Origin of the sequence: Flavonifractor sp. AGMB03687, assembly GCF_017811815.1 — a bacterium.
Classification (GTDB): Bacteria; Bacillota; Clostridia; order Oscillospirales; family Oscillospiraceae; genus Flavonifractor.
Window position 1 is genome coordinate 61,018 of record NZ_JADKZI010000002.1, and the last position, 24,203, is coordinate 85,220.

Genomic DNA, 24,203 nt, shown 5'->3' on the forward strand with positions numbered 1-24,203 from the left:
GTATGGAGCGCATTACCAGAAAGGATTCCGCCGGCGCCTGGAGTATTCCAGAAGAGCAGGCGGAAGCCGCGGCCATCCGGTTGGCGGCCTTTGAGGATGCCTATGAGCGCTTGATGGCCCGTCAGCAGGAGATCGTGACCCGGATGGAGGCCCTGAAGGCCCAGGGAAAGCAGAAGACAGCCCAGTTCCGGGAACTCTTTGGGGAAAAGCTGATGAATCAGAATACCCTGACGCTGTGGGAGACCTACGGTGTCAAATAAGAGAAAAATAAAAGCCTGCCGCATTTGCGGCAGGCTTTTTCTATTGCAAAAAGAATCCGGAGCGGGACGCATGGATGGCGTCCCGCTCCGGGCAGATAACCGGGGTTCAGCTTCTGACAAACTGGTTCAGCTCCGGGTCGTACTGGCAGCTGATGGCGGCCAGGGAGCGGGTGATGGCGTCCTTGTCCACCTGGAGGTCGTCGCACAGAGCGTCCAGAGAGGAGTAGAAATCACGCAGTTTGGTATTCAGATAGCTGAGCAGGATAATGGGATCTTGGGGAAGCATGGAGAAAATGCCTACTTTCTGTATCTAGGGTTTCTGTGGAAGGGGGGCTTAGAGGCCCAGCTTATCGGCAACAAAGTTGTCCACCTTGGCCAGAGCGTCGTCCAGCTTGAGGACGTCAGAGCCGCCGCCCATAGCGCTGTCGGGCTTGCCGCCGCCCTTGCCGCCGCAGCAGCAGCAGACCTGCTTCACCAGGTCGCCGGCCTTAATGCCCTTGGAGACGGCGTCCTTGCCGCACACCGCCAGGAAGGTGATTTTGTCGTCCTTCACGCTGGACAGGACGGCCACCACGCTGGAGTCCTTGTCTCGCAGGAAGTCGCCCATCTTGCGCAGACGGTCGGCATCGGCGTCATTGAGGGTGGCGGTGAGCACCTTCAGGCCGCCCACGTCCTTGGCGCCCATCAGGAAGTTACCGGCCTGGTTCACGGCCTCTCTGGCCTTGAAGCCCTCCACCATGTGGCGGAGCTCACGCAGCTCGCTGATGGTCTGCTCGGCCTTCTCCCGCAGCTCGCTGGGCTTGGTCTTCAGGACCGCGGCGGCCTCAAACAGCTTCTGCTGGTTCTGGTTCATGATCTTCAGGGACTGAGCGCCGGTGGTAGCCTCAATACGGCGGACGCCGGAGGCCACGGAGAACTCGCTCTCAATGTGGAACACGCCCACCTTGGCGGTGTTGTCCAGGTGAGTACCGCCGCAGAACTCCACGGAGTAGCCCTCGCCCATGTCAACGACACGGACGGTGTCGCCGTACTTCTCGCCGAAGAGGGCGATGGCGCCGCGCTTCTTGGCCTCCTCGATGGACAGCACGTCGGTGTGGACATTGTAGCCCTCCAGCACGGCCTCGTTGACCATGGCGGACACCTGGCCCAGCTCTTCAGCGGTCATGGCGGAGAAGTGGGTGAAGTCGAAGCGCAGACGGTCGGGCTCCACCAGAGAGCCGGACTGATGGACGTGGTCGCCCAGCACGGTGCGCAGAGCCTTGTCCAGCAGGTGGGTGGCGGAGTGGGCGCGCATGATGGCCTTGCGGCGGGGCACGTCGATGGAGGCGGTGACGGTATCGCCCAGCTTTAGGGAACCCTCCACCAGCTTGCCGTAGTGCATATACTTTCCGCCCTTGTTCTTCTGCACGTCGGTGACCTGGAACTTGGCACCGCCGGCGGTGGTGATGGTGCCGTGATCAGCCACCTGGCCGCCCATCTCAGCGTAGAAGGGAGTCTTGTCCAGCACCACGATGGCTTCCACGCCGGGCATCAGCTCCTCGGCCTGCTCGTTCTCCACCACCAGGGCAACCACCTTGCCATCGTCGATGGAAGTGTGGTCATAGCCCACGAACTGGGTCTCGGGCACGTCCTTGCCGAACTCCGCGCCGGCCCAGCCCAGATCGCCCAGAGCCTCGCGGGCCTTACGGGCACGCTCCTTCTGTTCCTGCATCAGCTTCTGGAAGGAATCCTGATCCACGGTCATGCCCTGCTCCTGCACCATCTCGATGGTCAGGTCGATGGGGAAGCCGTAGGTGTCGTACAGCTTAAAGGCGTCGGCGCCGGAGAACACGGTCTCGCCCTTGGCCTTGTGGTCCTCCAGCAGCTCGCTGAAGATCTTCATGCCGCCGTCGATGGTGCGGGCGAAGTTCTCCTCCTCGGTACGGATGACCTTGGTGATATAGTCCTGGCGCTCCCGCAGCTCGGGGTAGTGACCCTCGTTCTCGTGGATGACGGTGTCGCACACCTCATACAGGAAGGGGTCGTTGACGCCCAGCAGCTTGCCGTGGCGGGCAGCCCGGCGGAGCAGACGGCGGAGCACGTAGCCGCGGCCCTCGTTGGAGGGGAGCACGCCGTCGCAGATCATGAAGGTGGCGGAGCGGATGTGGTCGGTGATCACGCGCAGGGACACGTCCTTGGCGGCAGTCTCGCCGTAGTGGGCGTGGGTGATCTCGCTCACCTTGTTGGTGATGTTCATGACGGTATCCACGTCGAACAGGGAGGCCACGTCCTGGCACACGCAGGCCAGACGCTCCAGGCCCATGCCGGTGTCGATGTTCTTCTGCTTCAGCTCAGTGTAGTGGTTCTCACCGTCGTTGTCGAACTGGGAGAACACCACGTTCCACACCTCGATATAGCGGTCGCAGTCGCAGCCCACGGTGCAGCCGGGCTTGCCGCAGCCCCACTTCTCGCCGCGGTCATAGTAGATCTCGGAGCAGGGGCCGCAGGGACCGGAGCCGTGCTCCCAGAAGTTGTCCTCCTTGCCGAACTTGAAAATGCGCTCGGCGGGAATGCCGATCTCCTCGTTCCAGATGCGGAAGGCCTCGTCGTCGGCGGGGGTGGTCTCATTGCCGGCGAACACGGAGGGGTAGAGGCGGTTGGGGTCCAGGCCCACCCACTCGGGGGAGGTCAGGAACTCCCAAGCCCAATGAATGGCCTCCTTCTTGAAGTAATCGCCGAAGGAGAAGTTGCCCAGCATCTCAAAGTAGGTGCCGTGACGGGCGGTGTGGCCGATGTTCTCGATGTCGCCGGTGCGGATGCACTTCTGGCAGGTGGTTACACGGTGGCGGGGAGGCTCCTGCTCACCGGTGAAGAAGGGCTTCATGGGCGCCATGCCGCTGTTGATGAGCAGCAGGGAGGCGTCATTCTGGGGAATGAGGGAAAAGCTGGGCAGGCGCAGATGGCCCTTGGTCTCGAAGAAAGACAGGAACATCTCGCGCAGCTCGTTCAGGCCGTACTTCTTAGGCATATGATTCAATCTCCTCTGTCAAAAAATAAAGCCCCGCCCCCGACACTGTCAGGGGCGGAGCAAGTTTACTCCACGGTACCACCCTGATCTACGCCCGAAGGGCGCATCTCATTGCATCCGGTAACGGGGATGAATCGTCCCGGTCCTCCCGGGCGGCTCAGAAGTGGCTTGCGGACCCGTGTCGCGGAGGGCTCTCACCGTCCCCTCTCGCTTGTCGCGGCGTGGCCTGCTTGGCTTCGTCACAGCCTTTAACTGTCTTATTCTATCATATTTTTCTCACTTGTCAACCGTCTTTTCACGGCGTCTCCGACAACATCACTTCAGCCACCGCAATAACAGCTGTTGCCTTTTGGCGTCTGCATGATACAATGTAATTGGCATACAGTTTCAAAAATGGGGACTGTTATTTGAAAAAGGTGCTATTTTCATACTTCTATTCCTACTCACGAATCTGTAGATGATTCCAGGAGGGCTAAGCTATGGAAAAATCATGTTTTGAAAAATTTATGGCCTTAGATGTTGATAAACGTGTGATTGGCCTAGAAGAATCTGATGATTATGATGATTTTTGCATCCCTATTGGTGCTAAAATCTTTGCGGGACTCGGTGTTGATGGTGTACAATTTTGTATGATTGATGGCTTTGACGACATGGTTTTTTCTGTTAGCCCATACGCTTTATACAACAAGTATGTCAATCCGTTATCTTACCATTTTGAGGATTTCCTTGGTCTGGTGCTATCTTGCAAGAATTCAAATCCTCTGGAACAAATCTATTGGAGCAACGAGGATGATTTCACCGCTTTTTTAGAAGAAGATATGAAAAATCTTTTTGATGGGCAGGAACTTGCGCTCCAAAGGATTCAGACTGAGTTAGAAATAACGCCTATCCCTGATCCATTTTCTTATGTCAAGAAAATTCAAGCTGAATTTGATTATTCCTTGATCAAATACTCAGACGAATTTTATGAGGTCACAGGGCTTGATAAAGATATGTTTTAAGCATTCTGCTACCAAAAACGGCTCTCAGTATTGACTGAGAGCCGTTTTTCTTTTAAGTCGTATCCTTTTTCCTTGCCGGGTGGGGGAGCAAAGACCCCAGGAAGAAGAGCAGCGGCGGCAGCAGTCCAGCCAGAAACATAAGACCGTACCAGTGCAGGGAAAAAGCCAGGGTGGTAAAGGTCAGATCGCTCTGGAGGCCGGTCAGCATCAGCATGAAGGAGGGGGTGGCCAGGAAGTAGTTGGACAGAAGCATCAGACTGCCGACAGACCCTGCCAGCGGCCAGGACAGGCCCACGATAAACAGCAGCCATCCTCCCAAAGCCCAGGCCCAGGCTACCAGGGCAGGATAGAGGACGGCCTTTACGCCTTCCTTTCGTATGGGTCGGGTCCAGCGTCGGAGACAGGATACCACCCAGCCAGCCGGAAGGTAGAGTGCCATCATGAAGACGGCAGGCAAGGGATCGGGCAGAGACAAGATCCCCGGTGCATTAAAGAATAATAGACAAGCGCAGAGGGCGGTGATCACGAAGTGCCCCGATGCAAAGCCGCCAAACCGGGAGGCGGGAGAGGGAGTCATAGCAATCGCTCCTTTCGGGGCTATCCTACCATGGGCAAATCGGAAAGTCAATGCAATTTTATTGAAAAACAATAAATTGGAGATGATGAGAAAGCCGGGCGTGCTCGGAGGCACGCCCGGCGGAAAGCTTTTATTCGCCCTCGTAGGCCCGGCGGTAGATCTCGATGATCTGCTCCTTGGTGGCCTTGCGGGGATTGGTGAGACAGCAGACGTCCTTCATGGCGTTTTCCGCCATAACACCGAAGTCCTCCGGTTTGACGCCCAGCATCTTCAGGTTGGCGGGGATGCCTACCTGGCGGCTGATGGTGCGGATGGCCTGGATGGCCTTGGCGGCGGCGTCCCCGGTGGACAGACCGTCGATCTGCTCTCCCATGGCCTGGGCCAGATCCCGGAACCGGTTCAAGTTGCCAATGAGGTTGAACTCCTCCACATAGGGCAGCAGAATGGCGTTGCACACGCCGTGGGGCAGGTTGTAGTAGCCGCCCAGCTGGTGGGCCATGGCGTGTACATAGCCCAGGGAGGCGTTGTTGAAGGCGATGCCCGCCAGATACTGGGCATAGGCCATCTTGTCCCGGGCTTTCATGTAGTCGCCGTTGGCCACCGCCTTGGGCAGGTACTGGTAGATCATCTTGACCGCCATCAGGGCGGCGGAGTCGGTGAGCACGTTGGCGGCGGTGGAGACGTAGGCCTCAATGGCGTGGGTCATGGCGTCCATGCCGGTGGCGGCGGTGAGGGAGGCGGGCATGCCGCGCATGAGCACCGGGTCATTGACGGCGATCTTGGGGGTGACCCGCCAGTCCACAATGGCCATCTTGACCTTGCGTGTGGTGTCGGTGATGATGCAGAAGCGGGTGATCTCCGAGGCGGTACCGGCGGTGGTGTTGATTGCCATGAGAGGCACCACGTCGCGGGTGGCCTTGTCTACGCCCTCGTAGTCGTGGATGGTGCCGCCGTTGCTGGCTACCAGGCCGATACCCTTGGCACAGTCATGGGAGGAGCCGCCGCCCAGGGAGATGATGGAGTCACAGTTGTTTTCCTGGAAAAAGGCTACGCCTGCCTCTACGTTCTTGTCGGTGGGGTTGGGTTCCGCGCCGTCAAAGACCACGGAGCGGATGCTGGAGCCGGACAGGATCTCCTGGATGGAGGCTGCCATGCCGGACTGGGCCAGGAACTTGTCGGTGACGATCATGGAGTGACTGACGTTCAGGCAGCCCATGAGCGTGCCGATCTCGTTGACGGCTCCCTCGCCGAACACATTGCGGGTGGGCAGAAAGTAGTAGGTGGACATTGCCGGTTTCCTCCTTATGACGGGCGGTTGCGCCCCAGTGATTGACGCAAGTATAGTTTAATATGATAAAGAAGCCAATAAGTTTTGAAAAGTTTATTTTTTAACATAATTTCGTTATTTTTGAGACGTATAAGTTAAAAATATAACTATAATATTTGAAAGGGAAACGGGCAGATGTACCGGCTGGACAAGGGAAATTGTGGAACCGGTTTTGGCTTGTCGTGAACATAACAACAATCTATTTCCGGAACGAAAGAGCGTAAAAAAACAGCCCGGGCCAATCATGGCCCGGGCTGTTTGATCGTTTAGAAGCGGTAGAGGTAGAGATAGGTTTCCGTGTAGTCATCCTTCCCGTGGGCGGTTACGGCTACCCGGTCTCCGTCGAACCAGCCTAGACTGCCCTCATACAGGGCGTCATAATTTTCCCGGTCAAGGAGGATAAACGTGCTTGCCTCCAGATCCATCACACCCAGGCTGGAGATCCCCAGCCCATCGGCGGTGCCATCATAACTGGCAAACAGGACCTTGGTGCCGGAAGGGTTGGCAATAAAGGAAGTGGTGCCCTCCCACTGGGATAGAGAGAAACCATCCACGGTGGTGGTCCCGCCGGTGGCCAGGTCCAGCACCGATACGGTACCATCCTCTGCCACGTAGATCCCTCGTCCGCCGCCGAAGAAGAACTGGAAGCCGTGAGTGTTCTCCTCGTTGTTCTGGTAGACCGGCAACTGGGAGAAGGTGCGCTTCAGAGTACCGCTGTTCGGCTGCCAGGTCCAGACATCGTAGCAGTCCCCGTAACGGGTCAGCAGGATCAATGTGCCATCCTGTCCAAACCAGGCGCTGAATACCTCCAGGCCGGTGAGCTCGTCCAGAGAGGTTGTGGTTTTGTTCGCCCGGTCGCAGTAGAACCAGCCCATGCGATCGCTGGACAAGATGGCGGCGGACAGATCATTTGTCCACCGCACATTGGTCAGGGGAGCGGCCTTTTCCCAGTCGGTTCCGTCCAGCAGGTCGGTGACCGCTCCTGTTTCCAGGTTCAGCAGCATAGGATACTCCCGGTAGTCCATTTGGCTGCCCTGGCTGAGCCGGAGGATGACGCTGTCGGTGGAGCCGGGGATGGCGATGGTATTACAGTCGTAGTCCAGGGCATAGCCGGCGGTGCCGTTGTTATAGCAGGAGATTGCCCCCTCATACTCACACCAGTAGACCGTGTCGGTGTAGGTCACGCCCTCCCAGGTGGTGGAAAACGCGGTGGTGCGGGTCTCCAGAGGAACCAGCTCATGTTCTTCGATTGCCCAGTAGTGGAAAGACAGAATGGAGCCGTCGTCGGTCCGTTCCACCTGGAACAGGGTACCGATGCCGTAGTTGTAGCCCGACCCGGCGTTGGGCAGGCGGATATACTGGGCCTCCACCTGTTGGGCGATGGTATTTTGGGTCATCTCCGGCTCTTCTGGCAGTTCACTAACAGGGCCGGGCACCTGCTCGGTCTCCTCCAGGTGGAAGAGGGTGAGCACAGCCGCCCGCAGTTGGGGGCTCACCGCCATAGCCACCATAAAGGTACAGGCGATGGCCACAGCTGCCACCAGCACCTTTCCAACCAGCCTGCGGGGGTGTGCCTGCCGCCTGGGCTGCTGAGTCAGCCCTGCTTTGATGCGCCCCTCCAGATCGGGGGCTGGGGTCAGCTGCTCCATTACATTGCGATAATCCCGGGTGTTCATACGCTTCCCTCCCATCCGGCGTCCAGCTCCAGTTTCAGCAGTTCCCGGCCCCGCTTCAGCCGCATTTTCACCGCTGACTGGCTCAGCTTCAGGATCTCGGCTACCTCTGCTACGGAATAGCCCTCGTAGTAGTGGAGATGGATGGGGCCCTTGTAGGTCTCAGGCAGAGCCAGGATGGTCTCCAGCAAGGCCCGGTCCTCCTCTGACCGCAGGGGGCAGCTTTCGTCCAGGGCCACGGTGTGCCGCCGCCAGAAGCCCTTCAGTTGGTCCCGGCACAGATTGGCGGTCACCCGCAGCAGCCAGCGCTTTTCGTGCTCCCCGTCGGCAAAGGGGGGCGCTTTATACAGCAGTTTGAGAAAGACCTCCTGAGTCACGTCCTCGGCGTCTGCCGGGCGGCCCAGATAGACCATGGCCAGTCGGTAGACCGCGGCGCCATGGGCGGAATAGGATGTCTCAAACCGGCGGAGCAATGGGTCCTGTTCTTTCATTGTACCGCCTCCTTTCACCCATATAACGACTGGACCGGGCCACAGGTCACAAAAAAGTCCAGGCGAACTTCGCCTGGACTTTTTTTATCAGGAATTTTCCCGGCAGGCCCGGACAATGGACAGAGGGGGCACCGGGTGGGGCAGTTTCATGCGGAATACCATCTGGGGAGTGCGGGGCTCGGTGAGAGGCCAGCCGTTTTCGTCCTCCATGGCGGGGGCTACGAAGGGCGTGGCCGCCACATCGGGGCCCACCAGCTCCAGCTCGTCCCCTGCGGCAAACTTGTTGCGCAGGGAGAGGGTGGCGTTGCCGTCGGCATCGCAGGCGGTGACGATGGCTACCACCTGCCACTCCCGGACGTACCGGGCGTCGCCGGTGTACTGGCCTGGCTGCCCGAAGTAGAAGCCGGTGGAGTAGGGACGGTGGCTTACCTTATCCACCTCTTCCCGCCACACCGGGTCCATGGGCTGGCCGGCGGCTGCCGCGTCGATGGCGTGGCGGTAGGCAGCGGTGACCACAGCGGCATAGTAGGCGCTCTTGGCGCGGCCCTCCACCTTGAGAGAGGTCAGACCAGCTTCCATCAGTTCCGGGATGTGGTCGATCATGCACATGTCCCGGGAGTTCATGATGAAGGCGCCCCCCTCATCCTCGCCGATGGGGAAATACTCTCCGGGGCGTTTCTCCTCCATCAGCGCATACTTGTAGCGGCAGGGCTGGGCGCAGGCGCCCCGGTTGGCGTCCCGGCCGGTCATATAGTTGGAGAGCAGGCAGCGGCCGGAATAGCTGACGCACATGGCGCCATGGACAAAGGCCTCGATCTCCAGCTCCTTGGGGGCCTTGGCCCGGATCTCCCGGATCTCATCCAGAGAGAGCTCCCGGGCCAGGATCACCCGGCTGGCGCCCAGGTCGTACCAGGCCCGGGCGGCCTGATAGTTGGAGATGCTGGCCTGGGTGGAGATGTGGGCCTTGACCTTGGGGGCGTGCTTCTTCAGCAGGGAGAGCACCCCTACGTCGGCCACGATGGCGGCGTCCACCCCGAGGTCCTGGAGGTATTCCAGCCACTCAGGCAGCCGGGCCACCTCATCATTGCGGGGCATGGTGTTGCAGGTGACGTGGATGGACACGCCCTTGCTGTGGCACAGCTCCACCGCCTGACGCATCTCATCGGGGGTGAAGTTGCCCGCGAAGGCCCGCATGCCGAAGTCGTTGCCCGCCAGGTAGACCGCGTCCGCCCCGTAGGCCAGGGACATTTTCAGCCGTTCCATGTCCCCGGCGGGGGAAAGCAGTTCGATTTGTTTAGTCATTGTTGTACAGCTCCTGGCTATTGAGGAAGGATTGATGCTCGCTGCTGCTGCGGAAGAAGTGGTGCACCCCATCGTCGCCCAGCGCATAGTAATAGTAATTGTTGGAGTCGGGGTTCACCGCCGCCTTCAGAGCATCCACACCGGGACAGCAGATAGCCGTGGGAGGAAGCCCCTTGTGGGTATAGGTGTTATAGGGGGTATCCGCCTGGGTATCCACTTTGGTCCCGCCGGTGGCGTACAGGATAGTGGCGTCGATGTTCAGATAGCCCGCCGTCTCGCTGGTCGGGTTATTGAGACGGTTGTAGATGACCGAAGAGATCTTGCTCTGGTCGGTGCCGTCGGTCTCCTTCTCGATCATGGAGGCGATGATGACGGCGTCGTTCACCGTCATGCCCTTGTCCGTCATGGTCTGGCGCATCTCGTCGGTGAAGATCTCGTCAAAGCGGAGGATCATCTTATTGAGCACACTCACCGGGTCCTCGCCCATATAGAACTCATAGGTGTCGGGGAAGAGGTAGCCCTCCAGACGCTTGGCGTCGCCCAGGGGCTGCACGCCCTGGAGGAAGGAGAACTTAAAGTCGTAGTTGGCAGCCGTTTCAGTCAGATCCTCCACCGTTGCCACGCCCGCCTTCTCCAGCATCTCGAAGATCTGGGCCTCGGTGGTGCCCTCGGGGATGGTCACCGTGGTGGTGAGCCGGTTGGCGGAACTGGAGCCCATGCTGCTGATCAGGGCACGGTAATCCATGTCGGTGTTCAGCTCGTAGCTGCCCGGGGTAATCTTAGCATCGTCGTCGCCGGCCTTGCCGGAGACATGGGTGAAGGTGCAGAAGAGCTTGAAGACAGACTTGTACTCAATGAGTCCCTGCTCCTTTAGCTTGTCGGCCACCTGAGATACCGTATCGCCCTCCTGGATCTCCACGACGGCGGTGTGGTAGTCCTTGTTCAGGGCCAGAACGTCATTGGCCCACAGCCAGCCCACGCCGGCCAGCAGGAGGGAGGCGCCCAGGACACAGATCACATAGATGAGGATCCCCCAGGAGCCCAGACGTTTGCGCTTTTTGCGGGGACGGGAGGGACGGGGCTCGCCCTCCGGCGTGGTGCGATGGGCGGCGCGACTGGAGGAGCGGCTGGAAGGAGCCAGACGTTTCCCGCTGTGGCTTGCCCGGGAGTGAGTCTCCCGACGGCCCTCGCTGCGATAATCTTCCTGAGACATAGGTTCAACTCCTAACCGAATCAAAAAAACAGTGGACTGCCGGAACCAGTGCTCACCGCACTGCATAGAATAGGTCAGTTAAAGCAAGTGAGGTGAGACGATATGTGTTTCGGCAATAACGGTTTTGGCGGCAACAGCTGCTTGTGGATCATCCTGATCATCATCCTGCTGTGCTGCTGCTGCGGCGGTGGGAACAGCTGCGGCAACAACTGCGGCTGCAACAACAATTGCGGTTGCAACGACGGCTGCTGCTAAGCCGTACGTACCGCGGGGAGGCGGGGCTTAGGCCCCGCTTTTCCCCGTCCCTGAAGCGGACGGGCCGTACAGGCCGGTCTCGGTAATGACCAGATCCACCCCCAGATCATGGGGAAGACGGGGAACGGCATCCATCAGCAATCCATCCCGGCACAGTGCGGCAGTGACGCCGGAAAAGTGGGCCAGCCACCGGTCATAGTAGCCGCCGCCCCGGCCCAGACGACCGCCGGAGCGGTCAAAGGCCAGACCGGGCACCAGGACCAGGTCGATCTCCTCCGGCGATACCAGGGGGCAATCGGTGCCCGGCTCCAGCATGCCGTAGGGATGGCAGATCAGACTGCTGTCCGGTTGGACGAGCCGGGCCTCCATTTGGTTCCCCGGCAGGCACCGGGGCAGGCAGATCCGTTTGCCGGCGGCAAAGAGGGCGGGCAGCAGCCGGAGAGTGTCCGGCTCAGTGCCCATGCCGCAATAGAGCAGGATCGTATGGGCTGCCCTGGTCTGGGGCAGGGACAAAAAGCGGCGGAACAGAGCGTCGTCCCCCGATTTTTTGTCCTGTAAAGACAGCGCGGCCAGCCAGGCCAGCGCCTGACGGCGCAGATCTTCTTTCTCAGCCGTGATAGTGGACGCTCTCTTTCACCTGGGCGGCCACGGCGGTGCCCTTGAGGATCTCCACCAGCTTCAGGCCGAAGGCAAAGGCGGAGCCGGCGGCCTCACCGGTGACAATGTGGCCGTCCACCACAACAGGGGAGCCCTTCTGCACCACGGCGGAGCCCATCAGGTCCTCCATGCCGGGGTAGCACACCGCGTTGCGGCGGTCCAGCATACCCAGGTTGGCCAGAATGGTGGGAGCGGCGCAGATGGCGGCCAGCCAACGGCCGTGGTCATAGCAATACTGGATCAGAGCCTGTGCGCGCATGTCGGAGCTGATGGCCTCCACGCCGCCCAGTCCGCCGGGGAGCATGAGCATATCCACCTGGTCCCGGTCCAGCTCATCCAGAGCCAGATCGGCGGTCATGGTGACGTTGTGGCTGCTGGTCACCTGGCGGCCATTCAGGTCCACCAGAGCAACCTCTACGCCTGCGCGACGGAGCAGGTCGGTGGGGACGATGACTTCGCTCTCTTCAAAACCAGTTCCCAGTAAAATCGCTACCATACTAACAGCACCTCATTTTATAGTTTGGGCTACCTGAGCCCAGATGTCCTGATGAATCTCCTCGATGGAGCGCAGATTGCCTTCTTCATTGACACAGGGGACCCGCTTCCAGTTCAGACACTGGGCTGCCCGCAGGGCAGTGCGGCGGCACAGGGCCAGATACTCGGTATCCACCTCGTGGATGTCGCCCTTGGTATGGGTGGCCTCCTCCCGGCTGCGCAGCAGCTCCACTGCCCGCTCGGTGGGCATGTCCAGGTAGACCACCTGGTCGGGGAAGGGAAGGCCCAGCTTGGAGCACTCAAAGTCAAACAGCCAGTGGAAAAATGCCTCCCACTGGTCCTCCAGCAGCTTGCAGGCCTGATGGACCGCGTTGGAGGTGGTGTACCGGTCGGCCAGCACCAATCCGCCGGACTGATAATAGTCTCCCCACACCTTCTTCCAGGATGCATACCGGTCCACCGCATAGAAGGTGGAGGCGGCATAGGGGTTCACGTCGGAGGGGTGGGAGCCGAACTCGCCGCCCAGGTACATACGGATCAGAGCGGAAGAGGGCTCCTGATACTGGGGAAACACCAGACGGCGGAAGGAGATGCCCTCCTGCTCCAGCCGCTGGCACAGCAGCTTGAACTGGGTGGACTTGCCGGAGCCGTCGGTACCCTCAAATACGATGAGCTTTCCTGCCATGTCAGCGCCTCCGGATCCGGGCGCCCAGGGCGTACCACAGCACCAGGGGCAGCTTGGCCATGCGGCCGATGCGCTTGGGCTCCTTCATGAGTCGGTGGAGCCACTCCAGCCCCAGCTTCTGAAAGGCCTTGGGCGCCCGCTCCACCACCCCGGCAAACACGTCCAGGGAGCCGCCCAGTCCGATCATCAGGTGGGCGCCGGTTGCAGGGCCGTTGTTTACCATCCAGAACTCCTGCTTGGGAGCGCCCAAGCAGACAAAGACCACGTCGGCGGAGGCGGCGCGGATCTCCTCCACCACGGGGCCGTCCTCCTTAAAATAACCATCATGGGTGCCGCAGATGATGAGACCGGGGTAGGTGCTCTTCAGGTTGGCGGCGGCCAGCTCGGCTACGCCGGGCTTGGCGCCCAGCAGGAAGAGCCGCTTGCCGTGATTGGCCATCCAGGCCAGCAGCCGCTGGGCAAAGTCAATGCCGGGTACCTTGCCCTTCAGGGGGCGGCCCAGGATCTTAGCGGAATAGATCACGCCGATGCCGTCGGCCAGCACCAGGTCGGCGCCCAGCAGGGCCTGCCGGAATTCGGGATTCTTCCGGGCGGCCAGGAGAAACTCGGGGTTTGGCGTTACGGCGTAGTGGAAGCCCTCGGCCTCCACCAGGCCGGCACCGGCCTCCACGGCCTCCTCTAACGTCAGGTCGTCGAAACCGACGCCCAAAACATCTGTCCTCAAAACAAATTGCCTCCGATTGGATCAAGTCCATAATTTCACACCATTCTACCATAGCCGCGTGGAAAAGTCCATGCGGAAACAGGGAGAAAGGGGGGCGGAAAAGATAAAGTTTCTGTGAAGAAAGCCGGAAACGCGCCCTCCGCGGAGCGAAGGACGCGTTTTTTCAGAGCAGAGAGGGCAGCAGGTTCAGGCGGCACAGAAGGGTGCAGGTGAGGGCGGCGGCCTCCTCCCGGGTGGTGGCGCCGGTGGGGTCAATGTCCGCCGGAGCGGCCCACAGCAGGCCGTCCTCATCCTGATCCAGCAGCCAGACCGATTCCCAGGCCCAGGAGGCGTAATCGGCATATTCGGCGCTGGCCGTGTCGGGGCAGTCCCGCCAGGTTTGCATAAAATCCAGATCCAGCCGCCGGCCCAGCCGGGCCAGAATGGTGATGAACTGCTCATGGCTGACCGGCGCGTCAGGGTCAAAGCGGCCGTTGCCTACACCGGCTACCAGCCCCATGGAGGCCAGGGCATTGACCGCAGGGCCGTACCAGGAATCCATGGACACGTCGGAGAACTTGCTCTCTCCGGTGGGCATTTTGCAATGGAGCGCCTGGGCCAGCAGGGTACACAGCTGAGCCCGGGTGAGGGTCTGGGTGGGGTGGAAGGAGCCATCCCCGGCGCCCAGCAGCACACCGTAGGTGGTTAGCAGGTCGATCTCGTCGGAATAGGGGGACTGGTCGGTGTCGTTGAATCTCCGGGGCGTGTAGTCGGTCAGGCTGCAGGCGGCAGCCAGAGCGCCGGCGGAGGTGGCCTCCCATCCGCTGCCGGTCCCCTGGCGGATGAGCACGCCGTCCGGCAGAGCCTCCAGCAGGGCGGTAAAGACGGCCTTCCATTCATCGGAGCAGGCCTGCTCCAGGTCGATGTACCAGGCGCCGTTCCAGTCGATGCGCACCATGCCGCTGGTGCTGCCCTGGGGCTCGGGGGCAGAGAGCAGGACTGCCGTCTCATCGGCCAGATCCTGGTCCACCAGCAGGTGGGGCATGACGCCGATGGTGTCGTTGCTGGAGCGGCCGGGGCCGAAGAAGCGGTAGGTGGTGACCTTCAGAGCGTCGCCCTCGGAAAAGCAGTCGGGGAAGAGGCTGGCGTCCAGCAGCACCTGGGCGACCCCCTTGCCGTAGGTGCGGCCGCCCACCAGCAGGCCGGAACCGGTATCCCGGATGGCGGCGGCAAAGAGCTCGGAAGCGCTGGCGGAGTAGAGATTGGTCAGCACGATAAGGGGTTCGTCGCTGAGCTGGGGCATTCTGGTGCCGTCGGCCGAGACGGCTCCATTCTGCTGCATCAGATAGGACAAACGGTCGGCAGGGCCGGTAAAGCAGCCGATCATCTGGAGGGCGGTCTCCATGTTGCCGCCGCCGTTGTTGCGCAGGTCCATGATCCAGTGGTCGGCCTGGTTGGCGTAGGTGGTGAGGGCCTCTGCCACATGGTTGGTGGTCTCCTCCCCGAAGGCGTCACAGGTGAGGTAGCCGATATGGTCGTCCACCAGCTGGGCATAGGCGGTGGGCACCACAAAGGCGCAGCGGGTGAGGGTCACGGTGTGGGACTGGCCATCCCGCAGATAGGTCAGCTGAAAGGAGGTGCCCTCCTGGCCGGAGAGCAGGTCGCTGACGTCCTCCAGGCTCGCCCCCTCCAGGGTGCGGCCGTCCACGGCGGTAAGCACATCGCCGGGCAGCAGCCCCGCCTTTTCAGCGGCGGAGCCGGCAATCACACGGGCCACCGTCGGGCCGCTCTCCCCCATGGTCATGGAGATACCGGCACCCACCTGGTGAACATCGGAGAGGGAGGCGTTGAAGGCGGCCAGATCCTCGGCGGTAAAGTACTGGGTATAGGGATCGCCCAGGGCCTCCAGCATGCCGGATACGGTGGTCTGTTCTGTGACCGACTGAGGCAGGGGATCAATATAAAAGGTATCCAACAGCACCAGGGCCTGATCAGGCGTCAATGCCTGGGCCATGGGCGTGAGAAGCAAGGTCAGGGCCAGCGCGGCGGCGGGCAGGCGGAAACGAAGTTTCATGGCGGACCTCCATTCCATATTATGTAACCCCCATTGTAAAGCAAAACGGGGGCGGGCGCAAGGCCCGTCCCCGTTTTGTAGCAATTTGTCATCAATCGGAAAGCTGGTGGAACAGCCGCTCCCCCTGCCGGATGAGCAGCAAGAGAAAGACCAGAGCGGCGGCAGCCAGCACAACGCCATAGAGCAGCAGCATCCCTAGGCTGCCCAAAAGATTCTGCGCGAATACCCACAGCAGGAAAAAGGCCAGTACCAACACCATGGGCAGGAAGGTGGACAGCATGGCGGAGGCCGACTGCTTGACCACGATGACGTCGTTGACGGCGTCCAGCTTGGGGAAGTGGAGGTTGATCCACAGACCGAAGGGGGCGCACAGGAGGGCAAAGAGGAGGCTGTCCGCCAGCAGCAGTACCCACTCCACCGGCGAGAGGGCGAAGGCCAGGGAGAGCATGACCCAGCTGACGACCAGAAAGGGCAGGACCACCAGAAGCTGGAAGGCCACCTTCATTCCCAGAATGGTGGTGACCGGGACGGGAGCGCACTGGAGCAGCCAGAGCTGCTTGCCCTCCAGGCTGATGGAGGAGCCGGTGATGGCCACGGTGGACAGGCAGAACCCGATGCCCACCATGAGCAGAGGAGCCAGAGACAGGCCGCGGGCCATGGTCAGGAACTGGGCAATGCTTTCCCGATAGATCAAGGCGGCGATCCCGGCACCCGGGAGCATCAGAAGACCGATGCCGGTGTTGAATACGTAGCTGGGGGTGCCGAACCACCGGCGGGCTTCCTTGCGCAGCAGGGCGCCCCGCTGACCGGAGGCGGACAGCTTGCCCAACTTGTAGTCCGAGCGGGTGCGGTGGGTAGACAGCCGGGTGATGATGGATTTATACTGCCAGGCGAACAGCCACACCACCGCCAGGAAGGGGATCAGACACAGGGCATACAGGGCCAGCAGCTGGAGCAGGTCCCCGCCGCTGACGCCGTTGGCCAGCATAAGGAAGGGGCGGCCCCAGCCCTGGAAAAAGGTCAGGATGGCGGGGACGGCGGTGCCCACGTTGTGCATGGAGGTGCTCAGCCAGATGGAGCCCGCCAGCAGCAGCGCCAGCAGGACCAGCTGGGCCAGGGAGGAGGCCAGCGCCTTTCGGGGAAAACGCCCGGCCAGCCAGGCCAGCACAAAGCCCACGATGAGGGTGAGCAGGGTGGGTAGCAGGTTAAGAAATAGCGAGGAGAGCAGCAGCAAAGGCAGCACCGGCCAGCCGCCCGGACCGCCGTACCACAGGTAGATTACCCCGGCGGGCAGGAGCACAAAGACGGTGGACACCAGGTTCTCCAGATAGAGGGCCAGGGTGCGGGAGAGCATGAGGACAAAGGGGGAGATGGGCAGCGCCAGCATCAAATCGTTGTCCTTGGCTCCAAAAACCACCCCCTGGGCGGCAAAAAGGGAGAAGAAAAAGCCCAGGATCACCGCCACCAGGGACATGAGCACCAGCAGCAGGGGGAGGGCGCCCACCGTGGCAAGCTGCCCGGCCAGCAGGGAGCTGTATACACCCGAAATATAGATGGACAGACCGGCCAACAGAGCCAGCGCCCCGATACCGGAGAAGGACCGCTTTTTGCGGCCCACCCGCATGGTGGCCAGCAGGGCCCGGAAGTTGAGCCACAGCAGAGCGGGGAATTTAGCCATGGCCATCCCCCTCCAGCTCCAGGAACACATCCTCCAGGGTGGAATCCCCCACCAGCTCGGAGGTGACGCCCATACGGATCAGCTTGCCGCCCTTGATAATGGCCACCCGATGGCACAGCTTTTCCGCCACCTCCAGCACATGGGTGGAGAAAAACACGGAACTGCCGCTGGCGCACAGCTCCGCCCAGAACTGCTTGAGCAGATGGGCGGCCGATGGGTCCAGACCTACGAAGGGCTCATCCAGAATGAGCAGCTTGGGCTGCCGGATGAGGGCGGAGATGAGGGCCAGCTTCTGCTTCATACCGTGGGAATAGCTGCCGATGGGGCTGCCCAGGCTGCCGGTGAGCTGGAAGGCGTCGGCGTATTTGCCGATCAGCTTATGCCGGGCGTCGCCGGGGATCTCGTAGAGATCGGCAATGAAGTTGAGAAACTGGATGCCGGTGAGAAAGTCGTACAGGTCTGGGTTGTCCGGCAGGAAGGCGGTGACCTTTTTGGCGGCCAGGGCGTCGGTGCGCACATTGTGGCCGTCGATGGTGATGGTGCCCTCCGTAAAGTCCATTACACCGGAGACCGCCCGCAGCGTGGTGGTCTTGCCGGCGCCGTTGTGGCCGATGAACCCAAAGATTTCACCCGGTGCAACGTGGAGGGACAGGTCGTCCACCGCACGGTTTCCGCCGGGATAGGTCTTGGAAAAATGCTCGATCTTCAGCATGGTTTACTCCTCCAGGATCTGAACGGCAGTGCCGTAGGCGGTGATCTCCGCCGCGCCCTGCATGACAGAGGCGGAGGCGTAGCGCACGCCGATGACGGCGTCGGCCCCCATGGCCTCCGCGTCATCCACCATCCGTTTGGTAGCAATTTGGCGGGCCTCGGTGAGCATCTGGGTGTAACTTTCGATCTCACCGCCCACCAGGGTCTTCATGCCGGCCATAAAGTCCTTGCCGAAGTTTTTAGACTGGACCACGCTGCCCTTGGCGATGCCCAGGGCGCGGATCTTTTTGTCGGGAATGTATTCAATATTTAGAAGCAGCATCTTCTTCTCCTCCTCTAATTTGCTTGATGCGTTGCCAAAGGGCCAGCAGCACGCCCAGAATGACTACCACCGGGATGGCAACCAGGAAAATGGTCAGGCCGATGGGCGGGGCCTCCTCCGGGTCCACGGTCACGCCCCAGATCATCAACACCATCAGTCCCGCCATCAGGGCGATGAACACCAGGGCGGCAATGATGGGCCCGGCGTACCGGGTAACGGTGTCGTGCTTGCGGATATTCACAAATCGGGTCCCCTCCTCCTCCATACGGTCTATCTCCTCCAGCCAATGGTTGGCGTCCAGGTTGGTCAGCTGCTCGCCGGCATCGGCCAGGGTCTGACACAGGGAGCGGATGGTGGCCAGATTGGCCTGCTCCCGCTCCAGCTGGATGATGTGCCGGCGCAGACCGTCGTCCAGAGTCAGCACGCCCTGCTGCATCTTCCGGATCTCATCCATGGGCACGTCCAGCTTCCGCAGCAGTTTGATCTTACGCAGAGCCTCCACATCCTCGTCGGTGTAGTTCCTATAGCCGTTGTCCGCGTTGCGGCCGGGGTTCAGCAGTCCTTCCTTTTCATAGAAGCGGATGTTGCGCTTGGTAATGCCCACCAGCTGCTCCACCTCATTGATCTTCACAGAACTCACCTCCGTGGTAACAGGGTATACCTTCTACAAGGTGGAAAGTCAAGAGAAAATTCGAATACCGTACATATTCCTTTCACTGACGGACATACTAGAGGGAAAGGAGGCGCGTACCATGGACATGACCAACGAAGAATATGGCCGCTATGTGGCGGGAATGGCCAAGCCTTCCCCGCTGTGGAAGGACCTGATCTGGGCTTTTCTGGTGGGGGGACTGATCTGCACCCTGGGCCAGGGACTGGGGGATCTGTACCAGAGCTGGGGCATGGATAAGACCGACGCGGGGACGGCCACCTCTGTGACCCTGATTTTCCTCTCCGCCCTCTTTACCGCCCTGGGCTGGTTTGACAAGCTGGCGCAGCACGCCGGGGCAGGTACCCTGGTGCCCATTACCGGCTTTGCCAACGCAGTGGCTTCCCCCGCGCTGGAGTTCAAAAGCGAAGGCCTGGTGCTGGGCGTGGGCGCCCGGATGTTCGCCATCGCGGGGCCGGTGCTGGTCTATGGCATCAGCGCTTCGGTGGTGTACGGCGTTGTGCTGGTCTTCCTTGGTTATGGCTAATGTGCCATAAGGGGATATCGGCTTATTTTGAAAAATAGTATAAAACGAACAAAAAGAGCTTGACAAACGCTGGACCGGGAAGTATAATAAAGCCAGAAAAGAAAGAGGTGAACCCAATGGGCTGATAAAAGCTCAGCTAGCCAAAGCTTAATCGCAGACAGAACAAAAAGATCAGAGGTTTCGGAAAAATTCAAGCGATCAGACAGCGCAGCAGAGTCCACAAGTTCTGAACGATCAGCAGATTCCAGGAAGGTTTAGGAATTCGGTAAATGGATCAAAGGATTTGGGAGGACTGAAGTACTCTGGGTACTGCAAGGTCAGGCGAATTTGGAAGAGCAATTTCAGGCAACACGTGTTCCCAACAGACTCATTGAAGCGAGAGTACCCGGACACCTCAGATGCGAAGTTCGCTGAAGACGGAAATCGGGGTAGTGCGTTGCAGGAGACAGTGAGCAGAGAAAACCTCAAGATCTGATTTTTCTGACTGCGTGGCAAATCTGTAGAAAGTCGAGGTAAGTCTAGTGATTGAACCCCAGGTCGAAAAGTAGCCCCCCGGTCACGTTGGATGGCCGGGGGGTTGTGCTGTTTATAGGACTTTGAAGTGCAGGCGAAGGCCTGCTTTTTTTATGCCCATTTTTACAAAAATGCCGGCAAAAAATTTTTTCCGGCCTTGGGTGTACGCAAGTGTGCAACTCTGAGTGGTGGGAATCCCATAAGTGAAGAGACAATACGGTCTCTTTCACAACAGCGGGCGGAAGGCAATGCCAGGGGCTGCCAAAAAGAAGGGAGGTGAGCCATATGGCCCGATTGTCAGAGTTGTCCACCCAATACCGGGAGGCTGCGGTGCGGCTGCGGCTGGCCATAGAGGACCGGCAGGGGTTGGCGGCCCAGGGAGACTCCGGTGCGGCCTGGGAATTGACGCTTCTGCGGCAGATGTTAGCGGAAATGCGGGACCTGCGGCGGCTGACGGAGAGCTATTATTCCAGACCCCGGAGCCGCCTTTATACTACCGTAGGGTTGACGGCACCCCGCAGGAATGGGGAGAAGGGATGAAGGACGCCCAGCAGGTAAAAGCAAGAGCCAAGGCTCTGCGGGAGGAGCGGGCCGCTCTTCAAGCTAAACTGGAGGGGGCGCAGGGCCGGGAGGCACGGGCGATTCGCCTGGAACTGGCCCGGATCGGGGAGGATCTGGTGGACTGTTCCCGGCAGCTGCGGGAGTTGATGCCCCGCCACAAGATCAGCCGGGGAAGGACCTGGTCCGGTCTGGAGGGCTGGCAGTGGGATAAGCTCCAATACCAGACCTGGACGGAGTTGGAGGGTGCAGAGGATCCTCCAGCGGTTAACACGGAGCGGGACAAGATGCGCCTGGCGGTGCGGGCGGCCCGGAGCGGGATTAGTACGATCCAGGAAACCTATCTGGCTGGCACTGATGGGGGCGTCCGTCCCGCCCAGGTGGCCAGGAAGGAGGGAAAGGCCCGCTCTACTGTGTGCCGTACCCTCAAGCGGGGGCAGCGCCGTATTGAGGCGGATGCCAGGGCCATCTATCAGCTGCTGGGCTGCCAGGAGGGCGGTCCTCTGGTGATCGACCTGGGGGAACGGTCGGTGCTGAAAGCGGTGCTGGACCGGCTTACCACCCGGCAGCAGACCTATTTGTATCTCTACTATGGCGAGTGGCTCTCCCTGCGGGAGATCGGTACCCTGCTGGGGGTGGATCACGCCTCGGTACTTCGGTCCATCCGGTGCGGGTTGAAGCGGCTGGAGAGCCTGGCCCTGGGAGAGCAGGTGGAGGTGCGGGGGCTGGATCAACTGGAGGAGCGGCTCATGGCCCACTTCAACGACCTGCCCCCGGAGGAGGAGCCCAGGGAGAAGCGAACTTACCGGAAACGGAGCAAACCCACCCAAAAGCCTGCGCCCATCCATCTGAAAAACCTGCTGCTGCGCTTTGTACGGGGCGGCCAGGCGCGGACGGTGGGGGCGGGAACAGATGGACCTGAAATCCGGACGGTGGGCTGGAGCAGCGGAAAGCTGCTGGCCTGGCTGGAGAGACAGGGGGGAGGCCGCCGGAAGCGGGCTTCCTGGATCCGCAGGCTGTTGTATCACTTATTTGCATGGATCAGGAGGGATTTGGATGTTGACCATCATTGAGATCGCGGCCAGAGAGGACGGCGGCCACGGCCTGCAGAGCCAGAGCCACCGGACCGAGTGCTGGCTGGAGGGGTGGATCGTGGTACCGCCCCAGCTGGAGAAGGCCGCCTGGGACTGTTGCGGCTACTGTGATCTGACCATCGAGGACGGCGTACTGGTGGACCTGACCCCTGGTCAGATCCCCGAGCCGGAGCCCGCCCCGGAGCCGGAGCCCACGGAGGCGGAACGGCTGCGGGCGGACGTGGACTATCTGGCCATTATGACGGGGGTGGAGCTGTGAACGTGTATGAACTGGCCCAAAAGTATTATCCCAAGCTGTGGGATAAGGAGCGCATCCAGGCCTTGGCGGCCGCCGGTAAGCTGACGGAGGATCAGGCCAGGGAGATCACTCAGGAGACCAACGCCGAATAGGCGTGGTACATACATAAAAAAGGAGAATGAACTATGTCTGTTGAAACCATGAACCATCTGGTCGTACCCATCTATGCCCGGGCTGCCATGGACCGGGAGGAGACCGGCACCTCGGATCTGAGTGTGGCGGCTTCCAAGATCCGCAACAACATTGTCCAGGGCCTGCCTCTGGACCCCGTGGGCGGCATCCCTCTGGAGTATGTGCCCAACTACCGCGACTGGAACGCCGCTCTGAACCAGGTGGGCGCTGACGTGTTCTGGAAGGAATGGGCCGAGATGAACGAGCTGCGCCGCAAGCTGTGGGAGCCTCTCTATCAGCTGTTCCAGCTGAAGAAGTTTGACGAGATGGTGGAGATCATGGACAATCCCCCCACCGACGCGGCCCTGAAGAAGTGGCCTGACGACTGGGACGGCGTGCGGCCCGCCAAGAGCGAGGAGGGCTATGTTGCCCCCGGTGGAGACGGCAATGAGTAACAGCCCTCTGGTGACTTACAGCAGGCTGTCGCCCAACCGCACCAGTCCCCGGAACCACGCCATTGATACCATCACCATCCACTGTATGGCGGGTAACGCCTCGGTGGAGTCCTGCGGCGCATTGTTCGCCCGGGCCTCCACCGAGGCCTCCTCCAACTACGGCATTGGCAGCGATGGCCGGGTGGCGCTGTATGTGGACGAAGGGGATCGCTCCTGGGCCAGTTCCAACGGGGCCAACGATCATCGTGCGGTGACTATCGAGGTGGCCAACTGCGGCGGCGAACCGGATTGGCCGGTGAGTGACCAGGCCTATGCGGCGCTCATCGACCTGTGCGTGGATATCTGCCGGCGCAATGGCATCCAGAAGCTGCTGTGGCAGGGAGACAAGTCCCTGGTAGGCCAGGTGGACAAGCAGAATATGACCGCCCACCGCTGGTTTGCCGCCAAGGCCTGCCCGGGAGAATACTTGTACAGCCGGTTTGGTGACATTGCCGCCAGGGTCAACGAGAGATTGGAGGAAGAACATGTGACGCAGGAACAGTTTAATGAAATGATGGAGGTCTACCTCACCCAGCAGCGCAGCAAGGAGAGCAGCAGCTGGTCCCAGGAGGCTTGGGAGAAGGCGGAGACTGCCGGGGTGTTTGACGGCACCGCGCCCCAGGCCCCGCTGTCCCGGGAGCAGGCCTCCCTGGTGCTGGACCGGCTGGGCCTGCTGCCGGAGGGAGGCGTCTGACATGGAGCACATCAATACTTTTAAGGCGGCGGTGGCCGCCGTGTGTGCCGCCCTGACTGCCCTGTGGGGCTGGTTTGGTTGGGTGGTGGTGGCCTGGATCGGCTTTATGATCATCGACTACGCCACCGGCTCTGCCGCGGCTCTGCGGGCAGGGGAGTGGTCCAGCAAATCGGCCCGGGACGGGATCTGGCACAAACTGGGCAGCGTGGTGGCCGTCATCGTGGCGGCCATTCTCGACACAGTCATCGGCCATTTGCTGGGCAACGTGCCTGGGGTGGAGCTGCCCTTCACTTACACGGTGCTACTGTGTCCGTTGGTGGTCATCTGGTACATTCTCACTGAGGCGGGCAGCATTATCGAGAACGCCGGCGCTCTGGGTGCGCCTATCCCGGCCTGGCTGGCCAAAACCATTGCCGCATTACAGAGCAAGGTGGATGAGACAGCCGATGCATGAATAAACCCAAAAGGAGCCCTTCGACCTGGTCGAAGGGCTCCTTTTTTCTGTTTAAAGGCGGGCCAGAACGTCGTCCAGCTCCAGAGTGGTAAAGCCGTCCTCCATAATAAAGTAGGGGATGCCGATGGAGCCGTTGGCTCTGGGCTCGTCAAACATAGGGTTGCCCTCCCGCAGGGGCAGGAAGGCTTTCAGATCGGCCATGCTGCCGGACAGGTTCTTGAACTCGATCTTCACCTTGCGGGCGGCCAGTTCATTGATGGCGTACAGAGTATCCGGGCAGAGGTGGCTGCCGTACATCGTTACTTTCATCATGCATTTCTCCCAGTCAAATGTTACAGATTAAGATATAGGATGGAAGCG

Annotated in this window: 29 protein-coding genes; 11 read left to right on the forward strand and 18 right to left on the reverse strand. The window is 60.6% G+C overall.

Features of this window, described 5'->3' with window-relative positions; genetic code table 11:
• The first annotated feature begins 2 nt into the window (after positions 1 to 2).
• On the forward strand, positions 3 to 260 hold the full coding sequence (locus J9789_RS03555) for a hypothetical protein (protein WP_209342444.1): 258 nt from the start codon (positions 3 to 5) through the stop codon (positions 258 to 260).
• A gap of 106 nt (positions 261 to 366) precedes the next feature.
• Here the strand turns inward: J9789_RS03555 and J9789_RS03560 are convergent, their stop codons facing one another.
• Both J9789_RS03560 and alaS read right to left on the reverse strand, forming a co-directional pair.
• On the reverse strand, positions 367 to 546 hold the full coding sequence (locus J9789_RS03560) for a DUF4250 domain-containing protein (RefSeq protein ID WP_209342446.1): 180 nt from the start codon (positions 544 to 546) through the stop codon (positions 367 to 369).
• Positions 547 to 594: 48 nt separating this feature from the next.
• Positions 595 to 3,267, reverse strand: coding sequence for an alanine--tRNA ligase (gene alaS, locus J9789_RS03565; RefSeq protein ID WP_209342448.1), 2,673 nt, complete (start codon positions 3,265 to 3,267; stop codon positions 595 to 597).
• Between the two features lie 479 nt (positions 3,268 to 3,746).
• Between alaS and J9789_RS03570 the strand changes: the two genes are divergently transcribed.
• Positions 3,747 to 4,268, forward strand: a complete 522-nt coding sequence (locus tag J9789_RS03570; protein WP_209342449.1) for a hypothetical protein — start codon at positions 3,747 to 3,749, stop codon at positions 4,266 to 4,268.
• 52 nt (positions 4,269 to 4,320) lie between these two features.
• On the opposite strand, the gene J9789_RS03575 is transcribed toward J9789_RS03570, so the two are convergent.
• From J9789_RS03575 to mltG, 6 genes are all read right to left on the reverse strand, one after another.
• Positions 4,321 to 4,845 (reverse strand): hypothetical protein, encoded by a 525-nt coding sequence (locus tag J9789_RS03575; RefSeq protein WP_209342450.1) that lies wholly within the window; start codon positions 4,843 to 4,845, stop codon positions 4,321 to 4,323.
• A gap of 130 nt (positions 4,846 to 4,975) precedes the next feature.
• Positions 4,976 to 6,133: an iron-containing alcohol dehydrogenase gene (locus J9789_RS03580; protein ID WP_209342451.1), complete on the reverse strand. Its 1,158-nt coding sequence runs from the start codon at positions 6,131 to 6,133 to the stop codon at positions 4,976 to 4,978.
• A 305-nt stretch (positions 6,134 to 6,438) separates the two neighbouring features.
• The gene (locus J9789_RS03585) at positions 6,439 to 7,848 is read right to left on the reverse strand and encodes a hypothetical protein (protein WP_209342452.1); all 1,410 of its coding nucleotides are present in this window, start codon (positions 7,846 to 7,848) and stop codon (positions 6,439 to 6,441) included.
• On the reverse strand, positions 7,845 to 8,336 hold the full coding sequence (locus J9789_RS03590; RefSeq protein WP_209342453.1) for an RNA polymerase sigma factor: 492 nt from the start codon (positions 8,334 to 8,336) through the stop codon (positions 7,845 to 7,847). The genes J9789_RS03585 and J9789_RS03590 overlap by 4 nt, the downstream gene beginning before the upstream one ends.
• Positions 8,337 to 8,423: 87 nt before the next feature.
• Positions 8,424 to 9,638: a U32 family peptidase gene (locus J9789_RS03595; RefSeq protein ID WP_209342455.1), complete on the reverse strand. Its 1,215-nt coding sequence runs from the start codon at positions 9,636 to 9,638 to the stop codon at positions 8,424 to 8,426.
• A complete protein-coding gene (gene mltG / locus J9789_RS03600) occupies positions 9,631 to 10,851 on the reverse strand; it encodes an endolytic transglycosylase MltG (protein WP_209342457.1) in 1,221 nt (406 codons plus the stop codon). The genes J9789_RS03595 and mltG overlap by 8 nt, the downstream gene beginning before the upstream one ends.
• Before the next feature lie 102 nt (positions 10,852 to 10,953).
• On the opposite strand from mltG, the gene J9789_RS03605 reads away from it, so the two are divergent.
• Complete coding sequence (locus J9789_RS03605; RefSeq protein ID WP_209342459.1) at positions 10,954 to 11,106, forward strand: hypothetical protein; 153 nt, start codon at positions 10,954 to 10,956, stop codon at positions 11,104 to 11,106.
• Positions 11,107 to 11,133: 27 nt separating this feature from the next.
• Here J9789_RS03605 and J9789_RS03610 read toward each other — a convergent pair whose 3' ends face one another.
• The 9 genes from J9789_RS03610 to J9789_RS03650 form a co-directional block, all read right to left on the reverse strand.
• Positions 11,134 to 11,724, reverse strand: a complete 591-nt coding sequence (locus J9789_RS03610; protein ID WP_209343702.1) for a 5-formyltetrahydrofolate cyclo-ligase — start codon at positions 11,722 to 11,724, stop codon at positions 11,134 to 11,136.
• The gene (locus tag J9789_RS03615) at positions 11,714 to 12,259 is read right to left on the reverse strand and encodes a DJ-1 family glyoxalase III (RefSeq protein WP_209342461.1); all 546 of its coding nucleotides are present in this window, start codon (positions 12,257 to 12,259) and stop codon (positions 11,714 to 11,716) included. Before J9789_RS03615 ends, J9789_RS03610 begins: the two co-directional genes overlap by 11 nt.
• Before the next feature lie 12 nt (positions 12,260 to 12,271).
• A complete protein-coding gene (locus J9789_RS03620; RefSeq protein ID WP_209342470.1) occupies positions 12,272 to 12,943 on the reverse strand; it encodes a deoxynucleoside kinase in 672 nt (223 codons plus the stop codon).
• Position 12,944: 1 nt separating this feature from the next.
• Entirely contained in the window at positions 12,945 to 13,667 is a 723-nt protein-coding gene (locus tag J9789_RS03625; protein WP_209342472.1) for a WecB/TagA/CpsF family glycosyltransferase, read from the reverse strand.
• Positions 13,668 to 13,830: 163 nt separating this feature from the next.
• On the reverse strand, positions 13,831 to 15,720 hold the full coding sequence (locus tag J9789_RS03630; RefSeq protein WP_209342477.1) for a S41 family peptidase: 1,890 nt from the start codon (positions 15,718 to 15,720) through the stop codon (positions 13,831 to 13,833).
• A gap of 91 nt (positions 15,721 to 15,811) precedes the next feature.
• Positions 15,812 to 17,398, reverse strand: a complete 1,587-nt coding sequence (locus J9789_RS03635) for a hypothetical protein (RefSeq protein WP_209342478.1) — start codon at positions 17,396 to 17,398, stop codon at positions 15,812 to 15,814.
• The gene (locus J9789_RS03640) at positions 17,391 to 18,110 is read right to left on the reverse strand and encodes an ABC transporter ATP-binding protein (RefSeq protein ID WP_209342487.1); all 720 of its coding nucleotides are present in this window, start codon (positions 18,108 to 18,110) and stop codon (positions 17,391 to 17,393) included. The genes J9789_RS03635 and J9789_RS03640 overlap by 8 nt, the downstream gene beginning before the upstream one ends.
• Positions 18,111 to 18,113: 3 nt before the next feature.
• Positions 18,114 to 18,431, reverse strand: a complete 318-nt coding sequence (locus J9789_RS03645; RefSeq protein WP_087338966.1) for a YbjQ family protein — start codon at positions 18,429 to 18,431, stop codon at positions 18,114 to 18,116.
• Positions 18,412 to 19,062, reverse strand: coding sequence for a MerR family transcriptional regulator (locus J9789_RS03650; protein ID WP_209342489.1), 651 nt, complete (start codon positions 19,060 to 19,062; stop codon positions 18,412 to 18,414). Before J9789_RS03650 ends, J9789_RS03645 begins: the two co-directional genes overlap by 20 nt.
• 121 nt (positions 19,063 to 19,183) lie before the next feature.
• Here J9789_RS03650 and spoVAC point away from each other — a divergent pair, with 121 nt between their 5' ends.
• From spoVAC to J9789_RS03690, 8 genes are all read left to right on the forward strand, one after another.
• On the forward strand, positions 19,184 to 19,627 hold the full coding sequence (spoVAC, locus tag J9789_RS03655) for a stage V sporulation protein AC (RefSeq protein WP_209342491.1): 444 nt from the start codon (positions 19,184 to 19,186) through the stop codon (positions 19,625 to 19,627).
• A gap of 798 nt (positions 19,628 to 20,425) precedes the next feature.
• Positions 20,426 to 20,680, forward strand: a complete 255-nt coding sequence (locus J9789_RS03660) for a hypothetical protein (RefSeq protein ID WP_209342492.1) — start codon at positions 20,426 to 20,428, stop codon at positions 20,678 to 20,680.
• Positions 20,677 to 21,771, forward strand: coding sequence for a sigma factor-like helix-turn-helix DNA-binding protein (locus J9789_RS03665; protein ID WP_209342494.1), 1,095 nt, complete (start codon positions 20,677 to 20,679; stop codon positions 21,769 to 21,771). The genes J9789_RS03660 and J9789_RS03665 overlap by 4 nt, the downstream gene beginning before the upstream one ends.
• The gene (locus J9789_RS03670) at positions 21,755 to 22,051 is read left to right on the forward strand and encodes a toxin-antitoxin system toxin subunit (protein ID WP_245185054.1); all 297 of its coding nucleotides are present in this window, start codon (positions 21,755 to 21,757) and stop codon (positions 22,049 to 22,051) included. Before J9789_RS03665 ends, J9789_RS03670 begins: the two co-directional genes overlap by 17 nt.
• Positions 22,048 to 22,182, forward strand: a complete 135-nt coding sequence (locus tag J9789_RS03675) for an XkdX family protein (RefSeq protein WP_209342496.1) — start codon at positions 22,048 to 22,050, stop codon at positions 22,180 to 22,182. Before J9789_RS03670 ends, J9789_RS03675 begins: the two co-directional genes overlap by 4 nt.
• 33 nt (positions 22,183 to 22,215) lie before the next feature.
• Complete coding sequence (locus J9789_RS03680) at positions 22,216 to 22,656, forward strand: hypothetical protein (protein ID WP_209342497.1); 441 nt, start codon at positions 22,216 to 22,218, stop codon at positions 22,654 to 22,656.
• Positions 22,649 to 23,389 (forward strand): peptidoglycan recognition family protein, encoded by a 741-nt coding sequence (locus J9789_RS03685; protein ID WP_209342498.1) that lies wholly within the window; start codon positions 22,649 to 22,651, stop codon positions 23,387 to 23,389. Before J9789_RS03680 ends, J9789_RS03685 begins: the two co-directional genes overlap by 8 nt.
• A gap of 1 nt (position 23,390) precedes the next feature.
• Positions 23,391 to 23,843 carry a phage holin family protein gene (locus tag J9789_RS03690; RefSeq protein WP_209342499.1) on the forward strand — a complete coding sequence of 151 codons (453 nt, stop codon included), beginning with the start codon at positions 23,391 to 23,393 and terminating at the stop codon, positions 23,841 to 23,843.
• Between the two features lie 51 nt (positions 23,844 to 23,894).
• On the opposite strand, the gene J9789_RS03695 is transcribed toward J9789_RS03690, so the two are convergent.
• Positions 23,895 to 24,155: a glutaredoxin gene (locus J9789_RS03695; RefSeq protein ID WP_348633627.1), complete on the reverse strand. Its 261-nt coding sequence runs from the start codon at positions 24,153 to 24,155 to the stop codon at positions 23,895 to 23,897.
• Between the last annotated feature and the right edge of the window lie 48 nt (positions 24,156 to 24,203).

What these genes read in the sequence shown, in the direction of transcription:
- J9789_RS03555 (WP_209342444.1), top strand. Translation starts at nt 3, where the DNA reads ATGGAGCGCATTACCAGAAAGGATTCCGCCGGCGCCTGGAGTATTCCA.
- J9789_RS03560 (WP_209342446.1), bottom strand. Translation starts at nt 546, where the DNA reads ATGCTTCCCCAAGATCCCATTATCCTGCTCAGCTATCTGAATACCAAA.
- alaS (WP_209342448.1), bottom strand. Translation starts at nt 3,267, where the DNA reads ATGCCTAAGAAGTACGGCCTGAACGAGCTGCGCGAGATGTTCCTGTCT.
- J9789_RS03570 (WP_209342449.1), top strand. Translation starts at nt 3,747, where the DNA reads ATGGAAAAATCATGTTTTGAAAAATTTATGGCCTTAGATGTTGATAAA.
- J9789_RS03575 (WP_209342450.1), bottom strand. Translation starts at nt 4,845, where the DNA reads ATGACTCCCTCTCCCGCCTCCCGGTTTGGCGGCTTTGCATCGGGGCAC.
- J9789_RS03580 (WP_209342451.1), bottom strand. Translation starts at nt 6,133, where the DNA reads ATGTCCACCTACTACTTTCTGCCCACCCGCAATGTGTTCGGCGAGGGA.
- J9789_RS03585 (WP_209342452.1), bottom strand. Translation starts at nt 7,848, where the DNA reads ATGAACACCCGGGATTATCGCAATGTAATGGAGCAGCTGACCCCAGCC.
- J9789_RS03590 (WP_209342453.1), bottom strand. Translation starts at nt 8,336, where the DNA reads ATGAAAGAACAGGACCCATTGCTCCGCCGGTTTGAGACATCCTATTCC.
- J9789_RS03595 (WP_209342455.1), bottom strand. Translation starts at nt 9,638, where the DNA reads ATGACTAAACAAATCGAACTGCTTTCCCCCGCCGGGGACATGGAACGG.
- mltG (WP_209342457.1), bottom strand. Translation starts at nt 10,851, where the DNA reads ATGTCTCAGGAAGATTATCGCAGCGAGGGCCGTCGGGAGACTCACTCC.
- J9789_RS03605 (WP_209342459.1), top strand. Translation starts at nt 10,954, where the DNA reads ATGTGTTTCGGCAATAACGGTTTTGGCGGCAACAGCTGCTTGTGGATC.
- J9789_RS03615 (WP_209342461.1), bottom strand. Translation starts at nt 12,259, where the DNA reads ATGGTAGCGATTTTACTGGGAACTGGTTTTGAAGAGAGCGAAGTCATC.
- J9789_RS03620 (WP_209342470.1), bottom strand. Translation starts at nt 12,943, where the DNA reads ATGGCAGGAAAGCTCATCGTATTTGAGGGTACCGACGGCTCCGGCAAG.
- J9789_RS03630 (WP_209342477.1), bottom strand. Translation starts at nt 15,720, where the DNA reads ATGAAACTTCGTTTCCGCCTGCCCGCCGCCGCGCTGGCCCTGACCTTG.
- J9789_RS03635 (WP_209342478.1), bottom strand. Translation starts at nt 17,398, where the DNA reads ATGGCTAAATTCCCCGCTCTGCTGTGGCTCAACTTCCGGGCCCTGCTG.
- J9789_RS03640 (WP_209342487.1), bottom strand. Translation starts at nt 18,110, where the DNA reads ATGCTGAAGATCGAGCATTTTTCCAAGACCTATCCCGGCGGAAACCGT.
- J9789_RS03645 (WP_087338966.1), bottom strand. Translation starts at nt 18,431, where the DNA reads ATGCTGCTTCTAAATATTGAATACATTCCCGACAAAAAGATCCGCGCC.
- spoVAC (WP_209342491.1), top strand. Translation starts at nt 19,184, where the DNA reads ATGGACATGACCAACGAAGAATATGGCCGCTATGTGGCGGGAATGGCC.
- J9789_RS03660 (WP_209342492.1), top strand. Translation starts at nt 20,426, where the DNA reads ATGGCCCGATTGTCAGAGTTGTCCACCCAATACCGGGAGGCTGCGGTG.
- J9789_RS03665 (WP_209342494.1), top strand. Translation starts at nt 20,677, where the DNA reads ATGAAGGACGCCCAGCAGGTAAAAGCAAGAGCCAAGGCTCTGCGGGAG.
- J9789_RS03670 (WP_245185054.1), top strand. Translation starts at nt 21,755, where the DNA reads ATGTTGACCATCATTGAGATCGCGGCCAGAGAGGACGGCGGCCACGGC.
- J9789_RS03680 (WP_209342497.1), top strand. Translation starts at nt 22,216, where the DNA reads ATGTCTGTTGAAACCATGAACCATCTGGTCGTACCCATCTATGCCCGG.
- J9789_RS03685 (WP_209342498.1), top strand. Translation starts at nt 22,649, where the DNA reads ATGAGTAACAGCCCTCTGGTGACTTACAGCAGGCTGTCGCCCAACCGC.
- J9789_RS03690 (WP_209342499.1), top strand. Translation starts at nt 23,391, where the DNA reads ATGGAGCACATCAATACTTTTAAGGCGGCGGTGGCCGCCGTGTGTGCC.
- J9789_RS03695 (WP_348633627.1), bottom strand. Translation starts at nt 24,155, where the DNA reads ATGATGAAAGTAACGATGTACGGCAGCCACCTCTGCCCGGATACTCTG.